This is a genomic window from Gracilibacillus sp. D59, from assembly GCF_052246695.1.
Taxonomy (GTDB): Bacteria; Bacillota; Bacilli; order Bacillales; family Amphibacillaceae; genus Gracilibacillus.
Map to the genome: position 1 here is coordinate 129,435 of NZ_JBQQCK010000013.1, position 10,969 is coordinate 140,403.

Annotated in this window: 12 protein-coding genes and 1 riboswitch; of the genes, 5 read left to right on the forward strand and 7 right to left on the reverse strand. The window is 37.7% G+C overall.

Annotation, left to right across the window (positions count from 1 at the left end; genetic code table 11):
• Positions 1–7: 7 nt before the first annotated feature.
• From ACTWP4_RS18975 to ACTWP4_RS18995, 5 genes are read right to left on the reverse strand one after another with little or no spacing between them, the layout of a single operon-like run.
• Entirely contained in the window at positions 8–1,027 is a 1,020-nt protein-coding gene (locus ACTWP4_RS18975) for a MoeB/ThiF family adenylyltransferase (RefSeq protein ID WP_443130367.1), read from the reverse strand.
• Positions 1,020–1,790 (reverse strand): thiazole synthase, encoded by a 771-nt coding sequence (locus ACTWP4_RS18980; protein WP_443130356.1) that lies wholly within the window; start codon positions 1,788–1,790, stop codon positions 1,020–1,022. Before ACTWP4_RS18980 ends, ACTWP4_RS18975 begins: the two co-directional genes overlap by 8 nt.
• Before the next feature lie 4 nt (positions 1,791–1,794).
• On the reverse strand, positions 1,795–1,998 hold the full coding sequence (gene thiS / locus ACTWP4_RS18985) for a sulfur carrier protein ThiS (RefSeq protein ID WP_443130357.1): 204 nt from the start codon (positions 1,996–1,998) through the stop codon (positions 1,795–1,797).
• Positions 1,999–2,013: 15 nt separating this feature from the next.
• A complete protein-coding gene (thiO, locus tag ACTWP4_RS18990) occupies positions 2,014–3,126 on the reverse strand; it encodes a glycine oxidase ThiO (RefSeq protein ID WP_443130358.1) in 1,113 nt (370 codons plus the stop codon).
• On the reverse strand, positions 3,119–3,733 hold the full coding sequence (locus ACTWP4_RS18995; RefSeq protein WP_443130359.1) for a DUF561 domain-containing protein: 615 nt from the start codon (positions 3,731–3,733) through the stop codon (positions 3,119–3,121). The genes thiO and ACTWP4_RS18995 overlap by 8 nt, the downstream gene beginning before the upstream one ends.
• 86 nt (positions 3,734–3,819) lie before the next feature.
• A riboswitch (TPP riboswitch) is annotated at positions 3,820–3,916 on the reverse strand.
• Between the two features lie 141 nt (positions 3,917–4,057).
• Here ACTWP4_RS18995 and ACTWP4_RS19000 point away from each other — a divergent pair.
• Together ACTWP4_RS19000 and ACTWP4_RS19005 are read left to right on the forward strand one after the other, a co-directional pair.
• Positions 4,058–4,501 (forward strand): ferritin-like domain-containing protein, encoded by a 444-nt coding sequence (locus ACTWP4_RS19000; RefSeq protein ID WP_443130360.1) that lies wholly within the window; start codon positions 4,058–4,060, stop codon positions 4,499–4,501.
• A 300-nt stretch (positions 4,502–4,801) separates the two neighbouring features.
• Complete coding sequence (locus tag ACTWP4_RS19005) at positions 4,802–5,968, forward strand: M20 metallopeptidase family protein (RefSeq protein ID WP_443130361.1); 1,167 nt, start codon at positions 4,802–4,804, stop codon at positions 5,966–5,968.
• 638 nt (positions 5,969–6,606) lie between these two features.
• On the opposite strand, the gene ACTWP4_RS19010 is transcribed toward ACTWP4_RS19005, so the two are convergent.
• Both ACTWP4_RS19010 and ACTWP4_RS19015 read right to left on the reverse strand, forming a co-directional pair.
• Entirely contained in the window at positions 6,607–7,839 is a 1,233-nt protein-coding gene (locus ACTWP4_RS19010; RefSeq protein ID WP_443130362.1) for an ABC transporter permease, read from the reverse strand.
• Positions 7,832–8,578: an ABC transporter ATP-binding protein gene (locus ACTWP4_RS19015; protein WP_443130368.1), complete on the reverse strand. Its 747-nt coding sequence runs from the start codon at positions 8,576–8,578 to the stop codon at positions 7,832–7,834. Before ACTWP4_RS19015 ends, ACTWP4_RS19010 begins: the two co-directional genes overlap by 8 nt.
• 478 nt (positions 8,579–9,056) lie before the next feature.
• On the opposite strand from ACTWP4_RS19015, the gene ACTWP4_RS19020 reads away from it, so the two are divergent.
• The 3 genes from ACTWP4_RS19020 to ACTWP4_RS19030 all read left to right on the forward strand — a co-directional run bounded on the left by ACTWP4_RS19020 (position 9,057) and on the right by ACTWP4_RS19030 (position 10,780).
• Complete coding sequence (locus tag ACTWP4_RS19020) at positions 9,057–9,476, forward strand: HIT family protein (protein WP_443130363.1); 420 nt, start codon at positions 9,057–9,059, stop codon at positions 9,474–9,476.
• A 70-nt stretch (positions 9,477–9,546) separates the two neighbouring features.
• Complete coding sequence (locus ACTWP4_RS19025) at positions 9,547–9,915, forward strand: YtxH domain-containing protein (RefSeq protein WP_443130364.1); 369 nt, start codon at positions 9,547–9,549, stop codon at positions 9,913–9,915.
• Between the two features lie 325 nt (positions 9,916–10,240).
• Positions 10,241–10,780 (forward strand): DUF3267 domain-containing protein, encoded by a 540-nt coding sequence (locus ACTWP4_RS19030; RefSeq protein WP_443130365.1) that lies wholly within the window; start codon positions 10,241–10,243, stop codon positions 10,778–10,780.
• The last annotated feature ends 189 nt before the right edge of the window (positions 10,781–10,969 follow it).

Below are 10,969 nucleotides of genomic sequence, written 5' to 3' on the forward strand. Positions count from 1 at the left end.
TTCATTCTCATCCTACAAACTGATAATATACTTTTTTAGCTTCTTGTACATTTTTTGTGCCATGAATGAGCGTACGTCCATCTCGGAATACGACCACACGATATTTATCGATCTCAAATGATAACAAATATGGATTGCTAAACAATTTAATTTGTTGATTGTGTTCCAAATGTTTTTTCATTTCATCAAAGTGAATGATTTTTTCTGCACTTGTTCTTATTTGGACCGTATTCCGACCACATAGTACCGCTGTTTTCAGTTGAGATTGATATGTTAAATGTGGGTATTGTTTTTTCACACATGATGGACACGTGTCATCTTTTAAACTCGCCACCTTCAATTCCATTTGCTGATTTTTCCATAAATCAAAAGCGATTAATTTCCCCGAAAGTGCATCATGATTCCCCGTAATTATTTTCAGCACCTCTGTTACCTGATGAGAGACAACCATTTGTACTGCTGGACTAATGATCCCGACCGTATCACACGTTGCTCCATCACTTGGTATATGATCCATTAAGCATTGCAAACATGGTGTTTCCTCAGGTAAAACCGTGAACGTCACACCATAACTTGCTACACAAGCTCCATAAATCCATGGTTTTTGATGTTTTTGACAAATATCATTAATAATTAATCTTGTATCAAAATTGTCTGTGGCATCAATCACCACATCCACTTTCGGTACAATTGCTTCTAATTCCTCCACACCGGCATCAATCACTTCTGCATGGATTTGAGTCAAATGATTAATTGCCTCCAACCTTTTTTTAGCGGCAATTACTTTAGGTGTTTGCATTCGGACATCTTCTTCTGAAAAAAGCTGTTGCCGTTGCAAATTGGTTTCTTCCACATAATCACGATCAATTAAGGTTAACGTTCCTACTCCAGCCCTTGCTAACATTTCCGCACTGCTTGAACCAAGTGCACCAACACCAACAATTACGACATGGCTTTCCTGTAATCTTTTTTGTCCTGTTTCGCCAATTGGTTCGAAGAGCATTTGGCGATGATAACGACTATTCACCAACACTTATCCCTTCCTTAGGACTACTTGCTACCGCATATTCTTTCTTCGCTATTCGACCTGCTTCAAATCCTAATCGCCCCGCTTCCACTGCTAATTTCATAGCTTCAGCCATTTTGACAGGATCATTCGCACCAGAAACAGCCGTATTGAGAAGAACACCATCTGCTCCTAGTTCCATAGCATAGGCAGCATCTTTCGGCGAACCAATTCCAGCATCTACAATCACGGGAACACTAGATTGCTCGATAATAAATTGCAAGTTTAATGGATTAATAATGCCTTGCCCAGAACCAATTGGCGAAGCTCCTGGCATAATCGCATGCACACCTAATTCCTCTAGTTTTCTAGCAAGTACGACATCGTCAGACGTGTATGGCAGTACAGTAAACCCCTCAGCTAGTAATGTCTCTGTCGCTTTTAACGTTTCAACAGGATCTGGAAGCAATGTTTTGTCACAACCGATCACCTCTACTTTGACCATGTCACATAGACCTGATGCATCCGCTAATTTAGCAATTCTTACTGCTTCTTCCGCATTTTTGGCACCAGCTGTGTTTGGTAGAAAACGATACTTCTTCAAATCTATTTTTTCCAAAAAGTTCGGCTGGTCTGCATCAAAAATATTCATCCGACGTACCGAAAAAGTTAATACTTCTGTTTCAGATACATCTACCGCTTGTTTTTGAATATCATAGTTTGGATATTTACCTGTCCCTAAAAATAATCGAGAATTGAATGTATAATTACCTACTTTAAGCATTGTGTTATCCTCCTCCTACAAAATGAACAATTTCCAATTTGTCACCCTCTGAAATTGCCGTTTCTTTATGTTTTTCTTTTTTTAAAATGGTTTGGTTATGCTCCACAATTAATGATTTCTTCTCCAAACGCAATTCTTGGATTAATTCTTCAATATTAGTGATACCTTCTCTTACTTTTAGCGGGTCTCCATTCACGATAATCTCCAATATCAGCCCTCCTTTCTACACTGAAATGATACTTTCTCTCTTTAACGAAAACGCCTCCAAATAAGTTTGATTGACTTGTTTCCCTTCGACGATATCTGCTAGAAATGTTGATGTTCTCGGTGCTAGCAATATACCATTTCGGTAATGGCCAGTTGCGACATATAATCCTGATACACCTGGTACTTCTCCTAAATAGGGAAGACCATCTTTTGTTAGTGGACGTACACCTGCCCAGGCCTCTTCTATGGTTGCCTGATTTAATGCCGGAAGTATCTGTTTGGCCCGTGATAACAAATGAAGAACACTTGCTACTTTCACGTTTTTATCGGTTTGGTTTGGCTTTGAAGTTGCGCCAATAATGATTCGATTACCTCTTTTGGGAACGAGATAACAACCTTCTGTAAAAATGGTCGATTGAATAAGAGGCTTTTCCGTAACAACGGACAGACATTCGCCTTTCACAGGTGTAAGTTGATTAACATACCGAGAAAAATGAGAACTCTTAAAACCGCAAGTCATGATGACACTTTCAGCGGTGTACACTTTTTCATCTGTCTTCACGCCTTTGACTTTCCCGTTTTCACTCAGGATATCTTGCACCTTCGTCTGTTCTTGAATCACAGCACCATAATGTTCTGCAGCTTTCGCAAATGCTTTCGTTACATGTGGCGCTGATACTTGACCTTCTGTCGGACAATAAAGAGCTGCATAAAAATCGGTAGCAAGTTCTTTTTCCGGTATACTTGCCGGTGAAATCACTTTTGCCTCCACTTTTTGTTGTGTTTGAAAACTTGCAATTCTTTTGAGATCATCGATTTCATCTTGATGATAGACTAACTTCAATGCACCCTTCTCGATTAACTGAATATCTATACCACTCTCTTCCAGTAAATCTTTTGCTAAACGAGAATATAAGTCACGGCTTTCTTTGGCAAAGCGAAATAATGGTGAGTCCTGTTCGAACTCCATTTGTACGCCTAACATGCCAGCTGCAGCACTCGATGCCTCACCAGCAATTATATTCTCTTCCAACAGTAGTACATGGTAACCTCTTTTACTTAATTCATAGGCAATCGATGCTCCCATAACTCCACCGCCAACAATGATTTGATCGAATCGTTTAGTCAAGATGTCCCTCCTTCCTTTTGTCGAACACTTTGCGGTAACACTTCAATGCATTGGTAGGATCTTCGGCATCCCATACTCCTGACATAATTGCCACACCGCTAGCACCAGCATCCAGTACTTCGCTCATATTTAGTTCGGTAATTCCGCCAATGGCGATAACAGGAATCGAAACATTTTCGGTAAGTTCTGTTAACGCAGCTACACCTCTTGGTTCGATGCCTTGTTTAGAATTACTTGGAAAAATATGGCCATAAAGTAGAAAATCCGCGCCATTTTGTTCCGCAGCGATGGCTTCGACCAGGGAATGTACTGACTTACCGATACGAATTGGGAAGGAGTTTTTTACATCTGCAACTGGAATACTATGAAATGCAAGCTGGACTCCTTTACACTTTTTTACCCATGCTACATCTACACGGTCATTGATAATGATCCGATCTGCTGGTACACCTGATTCTACCAACAAATCAATCATTTCCACTATTTCTTTTGCTGTTTTAGTCTTTTCCCGAAGGTGAATAAAATCAACCTTATCGATATTCTCTGGCACAAACTGCAAATCATTTTCTGTCAATCTGCCATTGGAAATTAGGTGAATTCCTTGCATTGGTACAACCTCCTTTGACCTAAAGGAAATAAAAAACCACCCATCCAGCATGGACGAGTGGTATGTATCGAAAGCTTCAATTAATTATCGCTTTTCTACCACTTCCCTCCGCTAGTGTTAACCAGATCAGGTTCAAAGGGTCCGAAGATTCGTCTCAGCCAAATGGCTCCCCTAGTGTTCATTCGTATTTTTTTTACTTACAGGAAAAGGATAACATAGGATTAAACATTCGCCAACAAAAAATAATCCGATTTATATGTTTAATATTTCTCCATAAGGGTAGACATATAATGGAAACATAAATAAGAAAGGATGTTGAAGTTAATGGCCCAAGATCAAGAAAAATTACAAACTTTAATTGATGGATTAAATGAGGATTTAGCAAATGAATATGCGGCAACGATCATGTATACGTACCATGCATCCGTTGTTTCTGGATTATATCGTTCCTTTTTGAAACCATTTTTTGAAGATGAAATAAATGATGAGATTGGACATGCTTTATATTTATCCGACAAAATCAAAACATTAGGTGGTACTCCAACTACAACACCAGCAAAAGTCGAACAACTAACAGATGTTAAAGATTTGTTAGAAGCTACTTATCAAGCTGAAAAAGAAACAATTGAGCGTTATGAAAAAAGAAAACAACAAGCAGATGAGCTTGGTTTAACCGAACTAGTTGTGAAATTAGAAGATATTATTGCAGATGAAACTAGTCATAAAGAAGAAACAGAGCGACTTTTGTCAGACAAGAGCTTTCAATAATTCACTAACCCCCCCCTTTTTTTAATATAGAAAAAACAACTTCCATTTGTTTGGAGGTTGTTTTTTTGTTCTATAATATCCACCTGCTTACAAAAACGAAAATCTAGGAATCTATGGTATAATAAAGTAAGACTTCCATCAGTGGGGATTTTTGACTCCCACTGATGGTTAGCGAAATTTATCAGGGTGTGAACATCCGTTATCCCCATTTAGCTTCTTAGATTCACTCAAACATTGAAGTAGGGATTTTGCGGACGATTAGCACCGTGATAAAAAGAAAATCTTCTGTGGGGTGAGGACATGATGAACACTTTATATGAGGAAATTGATGATTTATATAATGAAATGGTGGAAATGCGCAGGTTTTTACACCAATATCCGGAGCTTTCCTTTCAAGAACATAAAACAGCAGCATTTATTCAGGAACAATATAAAATATTAGACATTCCCTATCAAGCAAATATCGGGGGTAACGGTGTTGTAGCCACCTTAAAAGGTGCTAAGCCTGGTAAAACCGTTGCATTACGCGCTGACTTTGATGCACTGCCGATTCAAGATGAAAAGGATGTGCCATACAAATCTAAAAATGACGGTGTTATGCATGCTTGTGGACACGACGGTCATACGACGACATTACTTGCCGTTGCCAAAGTATTAAAAAACCACCAAGAAGAACTTGCTGGCACAGTAGTTTTCATTCATCAGCATGCTGAAGAACTTGCCCCTGGTGGTGCCAAGCCAATGATTGAAGCAGGCGTGTTAGAGAATGTTGATGTCATTTATGGCACTCATCTCTGGACAAATACACCCTATGGTCTCGTTCAAACATCACGTGGGAACTTTATGGCAGCAGCAGATCACTTCACCATTGAAATAAAAGGAAAAGGTGGTCATGGAGCAATTCCACACCAGACGAAAGATCCGATTGTAGTTGGTTCACAACTTGTAACGAATCTACAACAAATTGTCTCAAGACGGATTGATCCATTAGAAACAGCTGTACTATCGATCGGACAATTTCATGCAGGTGATGCGTACAATGTTATTCCAGATGTAGCGATGATTGATGGAACGGTACGCACCTTTAATCCGGACGTACAACATTTTATAAAAGGGGAAATCGAAAAAGTGCTAAAAGGCACATGTATTGGCTATGATGTATCCTATGATTTTGATTATACCTACGGATACAGACCTGTTGTCAACCATGCAGAGCATGCTGAAAAGGTATTAGCTGCTGCCGAACAGGTGAAAGAAGTAGAGAAGGCTGAAATGATTGTACCAAGTATGACAGGTGAAGATTTTGCCTATTATTTAGAAGAAATACCTGGTGCCTATTTCTTTACAGGAGCCCAAATCGAAAATGGCTTCGTACCTCACCATCACCCGATGTTTGATTTTGACGAGCGAGCCATGAAAATAGCGGCAAAAATGTTGATTGCTGCTACGTTGAATGAAAATGGATAACTCCATGCGGACGCACAAAGCCATCCGATCCCGCTTCTCCTAGCACTCAAATGATAAAGTAGAACTTCCATCAACGGGGTTTTACGGACTATTAACAGTATAAGAAAAACCGGGAAAGCCCACCCGGTCCTATCCAAAGTAGTTATTTTGACATGAATAATAGGCGTAACAACCGCTGCGGCTTGCCCACTTCGCTTTCCGTGGGGCGTGTCTTCAGCTAACTTTTGTAAAGAAGATCGCTTTACAAAAGTGGATCTTCAGATCACGCTGATCCCACAGGAGTCGAAGTGGACGCCTACGCTAATTATTGCTCTACTATGAATGTACTCGCTGACATTCCAATTTTATTACACAGGTTAAGAAAGCTCGAGAAGTTAGCAGTCACAAACGTTGTAGAACAGTTTCATAGCGGAGGCCGTCCACTTCCACTCCTACGGAATGATTTTCGACTAAGATCCACTTTGGTAAGCGCTCTTTGCTTACCAAAGTTAGCTTAGGCGAAAATCCCGTGGAAAGGGAAGTGGACAGCCGCAGCGATGGTTTCCTGTACAAGCTATTTCAAAATGGCTACTCTGCTTACAAATGCGTCGATACCGCGGATTATATGCTTTCTTTACTTATGAAAAAACCCGTTTCAATTATTGAAACGGGTTTACATTATTTTCACCAATTTTCTTGGTCAAATAATTCGGGATTCCAAATAAGATAAACATAAGACTTGCAATTGCCATCAATATGCCCATTAACCACTCGCCGATAATGATCAGAAATAAAATAAAGACAAGGGCGACAACGAAAATCAATTGCTGCATCCATTTAATAAATGCTTGTTCTCTTACTTGTTGTGCAATTGGATAAAGATCTAACCATACTAATGTTGCATGGTGCTTCCATAATGGGATCACTTGCAAAAAGATCATATACATAAATAATAAGGCAAAAATAAGCTTTAGCCATGGATTGGGTACGAAGTAAATCAGTAACCCGCCAATGACAAGCAGTCTTATATATATGCCTAGGTATTCTCCGCTTCTAACTGTTGTTAAGCGATACAAATAAGGATACGCCTGTTTCTGTTGAAAAGGAAGCGATCCTGTCAACAAACGCGATAGCCAATGGCGCTTTTTTACCTGTGTTTCCAAATGTGGAACATCTGTAAACATATTGGCTAATCGGTAAAAGGAGCGCATTCGCAAATAATCACTCTCGATTAGCAAATCCCAATTTAACGCCTTATGTTTCCTAGCTGTTTGATAATTAGTGGCAAAAAGAACAATCAGCAAAACAGTAACCACCGCTAAAAAGATTATCTCCTGAGCAAGAAAAAAATAAACTAACGTCACAATTAAGGAGAAACGGACAACTTTATCCATGACTCTGATATTTTTATCGCGAATACGTAACATCCACCAATTCGCCACTAAGCTCCATCCTTTAATAATAAGCAATACGACGAACAATAACCCATAAGACGAGTTTTCAGAAAAAACAGCCATATATAACGGTGCAACAGCAGCCATCGCTAGGACAAATAAGTAAATCTGGGTTACAAAACTGTAGACTAAAGTTCGCGTAAAATAACTAGAAAGTTGAGACTCAGCAGGAATTAGAAATACAATATCCGCCCTCTTTAACAATGTCTGAATCGGACTGTGTGCGGTTACCACACCTAATACAATCGCGATTACCCAGGCTGATGGAAAATAGTCAGGAATATCCTCTAGAAACCGCTGGTAATAAACAGACATGGCCGAGACAATAAACACCATAGCGATCACGATATGACCTGTAACTATATAGCGTAAATAACGGCTTAGTTCTTTCATATGTGCAGATAAACGTTCAACAAATAATCGATGTGCATTAAGCATATTGATCGGCTTCTTTCGTTAATTGGATGTAAAGATCATCTAATGTTGCTTTTGGACGGTCAAAAGCAGCCCTTAATTCTTCCAGGGTACCTTTTGCACGAATCAAGCCATCATGAAGAATAACAAAACGATCGCAATAACGCTCTGCCGTTGCCAAGATATGAGTAGACATTAATACACCTGCACCTTGCTCTTTCATTTGATTCATTAATTGCAGATAGGATTGAATTCCAAGTGGATCTAATCCGACAAAAGGCTCGTCCACAATATACAAATCAGGTTCGACCAGATACGCACACATAATCATCACCTTTTGTCTCATCCCTTTGGAAAAATGGATCGGAAACCATTTTAACTTCTTTTCTAATCGAAATTCTTTTAACAAAGGTGTGACACGGGCCTGATACACTTCTTCTGGTAACTCATAAGCCATAGCTGTTAACCGCAAATGTTCTTCTAATGTTAACTCATCATACAAAACAGGCATTTCCGGGATATAAGAAAAATGTTGTCTATAACTTTCAGGTGCTTCTTGGAATGTCTTCCCTTTGATAGAGACAATTCCTTTCTTTGCTTGCATTAATCCGATCACATGTTTAATCGTCGTACTTTTTCCTGCACCATTTAAACCGATCAATCCGACAATTTCATTCTGTTTCACATCATATGAAATACCATGTAGGACATTTTTATGTGTATATCCACCTTCTAGATCTTTAATATGTAGTAAAGGTTCCATCATTTACCGTCCCTTCTATTTTCACTTCATTATACGTATTACCATTTCCTATTCATTATACCAAAATTTAATTGAATAAAGAAAAAATTAATGAGCAAACTATTAGATGAAGGGGTAAAGAAAAAGTGTTATATCGATCCTTTCATTTAGTGATAAAAACAATGGATCAACAATTGTTTTATATTTGATAATCACTCACTTTATCCGACATGAATCTTCCCCGGTTCGAGGATAAAGCAACAACTTCTCCCCTTCATGCAGGATGTGTTACAGAACGATATATCGTTTTGTAGCACTCCTGCTATTTTTTTCCCTTTGTCGTTTTAAAGTAGATTAAAAATAATGTATAATAGATATAAAGCGAATAGCACCACTAACTGGAAAGATGTTCACTCCATGAATATGGTGCTAAAGTTCTAGACATATAAGTAGATGTTATTGCATAATAAGACTTATCAATAGAAGGAGCGATCGATAAATGGGAACACATGAAGATTGTATTTTTTGCAAAATTGTGGCAGGTGACATCCCTTCTGCAAAAGTGTATGAAGACGAAGACGTTTACGCATTCCTTGACATTAGTCAAGTGACGAAAGGCCATACCTTAGTCATACCTAAAAAACATACTAAAAACATATATGAAACAGATGATGCACTTGCAGCTAAACTGTTTGCACGAGTACCGAAAATTGCAAATGCTCTAAAAGAATCATTTCAACCAGCTGGAATTAATATACTTAATAATAACGAGGAGGCCGCTGGGCAATCTGTCTTCCATTTACATATTCACCTCATACCTCGTTATGATGAAACTGATGGTTTTCAGCCTAATTGGATCACACATGAAGATCAGTATGATTTAGCTGATTTGGCTTCTAAGATAACTACAAACCTTTAACTTTTTTAAAAAATATGGTTTGATTTTTAACGAAAAAGAGAATGTTATATATATGAAAGGAGTGTTCGGAATGATTAACAGTAAGTCATTATTAATCGGCTTTTTAGCTGGAGGATTAGTAAGCGCTGCTGCTACACTTTTAAGTACACCTAAGGCGGGAAAAGAATTACGCACTGACGTTAAAGTGAAAAGCGATGAGACTATGCGCTATATTAACCATTTGAGAACAGAAGGTGTCGACCTTAAAGAACAAATTAGTAAAACATCAAAAGAGGGGGCAGCTTTAATTAAGGACCTTTCTGCAGATGTCAAAGAATCAATTGAATCTTGGAAGAAAACAGTGGAACCGCATCAAAAAAATATTCAAAAATATATTACGCAAATTGAAGAAAGTTTAAAAGAACTGGAAGACAAAACAAAAGCAAAAACAGAATACTAATCCGAAGAACTGGCGCATTGCCAGTTCTTTTTTAATGGCTTTTTAATAAGCTAATAAGCATACTCCACTTTCAGATTAAATTTTAGTAAATTTTATAATTATTATAAGTTAGTTTGTATCTATTTCGAATTAGTACAAAGCGGACCTGTCGGGGTTTTTCCAATAATTATTTCGAATATTTCCCTTGTCCCCATGTTATACTTACCACAAAATGTAAACGATTGCTAAAAAAATTACAAATAACCTATTGATTTTTCCTACAAAACATACTATAGTCATGTAGTATTATTAAATTGAATCGATTATTGAAAGAGGGGTGATCCTCATGAACTGTTGGGATTCCATCAATATTACAAAACAACTTGGGTTTTATCGAAGCCTTATTTTGTCTTTATTATTTGGACTTTTATCTTTTATCTTTTTGTATTTACCATTTACATTGATTCATAAGGATGTCGTAGTAAAAGATCACGGCCTAATCCCTGTTGTAATTGGATTAGCGATTTTACCTTTGCTGCATAAAGCATTGCGAATATTACCATTAAAATTCACGAATAAAAACTTACAATTAAAATGGACTTTAGAAAAGAAAATTTTCCCGAATTTTCATGTAGGTAATCATTCCAAAATAACCAAGCCGACATTATTTTTTGCTTTATTGACACCGACATTATTTATAACTATACCTTGTATTATTGGCAGTTATTTTGTTCCGACTTATTACCCGTATTTTCTGCTATTTGGTGCTATTAATTTAAGTTTATCTTATATTGATTTTCTATATCTTCGTCATTTATGGAAAGCACCGAAAAAATGCCTGATATCGAATGAAGAACAAGGCTATGATATATTAATTCAACGCTAGTGGCTGGGACAAAAGCGATTTGATAAAAATAAACTCCGAACGATTTTTTTCGAATTCTAAGATGATATGCTCCCTTCTAAGTAGACAGATAAAAAATAAAAATCTGTTACTTGGGGGGAGTTACTTTTATGTCTAGAAAAGGTTATACTATTGAATTTAAACGGATGGTATTGGAAGCATACGAAAACA

Excerpts from the sequence above, each read along its gene's own strand:
- ACTWP4_RS18995 (WP_443130359.1), bottom strand. The coding sequence starts at position 3,733 with ATGCAAGGAATTCACCTAATTTCCAATGGCAGATTGACAGAAAATGAT.
- ACTWP4_RS19030 (WP_443130365.1), top strand. The coding sequence starts at position 10,241 with ATGAACTGTTGGGATTCCATCAATATTACAAAACAACTTGGGTTTTAT.
- ACTWP4_RS19015 (WP_443130368.1), bottom strand. The coding sequence starts at position 8,578 with ATGGAACCTTTACTACATATTAAAGATCTAGAAGGTGGATATACACAT.
- ACTWP4_RS19025 (WP_443130364.1), top strand. The coding sequence starts at position 9,547 with ATGATTAACAGTAAGTCATTATTAATCGGCTTTTTAGCTGGAGGATTA.
- ACTWP4_RS19010 (WP_443130362.1), bottom strand. The coding sequence starts at position 7,839 with ATGCTTAATGCACATCGATTATTTGTTGAACGTTTATCTGCACATATG.
- ACTWP4_RS18980 (WP_443130356.1), bottom strand. The coding sequence starts at position 1,790 with ATGCTTAAAGTAGGTAATTATACATTCAATTCTCGATTATTTTTAGGG.
- ACTWP4_RS19005 (WP_443130361.1), top strand. The coding sequence starts at position 4,802 with ATGATGAACACTTTATATGAGGAAATTGATGATTTATATAATGAAATG.
- ACTWP4_RS19020 (WP_443130363.1), top strand. The coding sequence starts at position 9,057 with ATGGGAACACATGAAGATTGTATTTTTTGCAAAATTGTGGCAGGTGAC.
- ACTWP4_RS19000 (WP_443130360.1), top strand. The coding sequence starts at position 4,058 with ATGGCCCAAGATCAAGAAAAATTACAAACTTTAATTGATGGATTAAAT.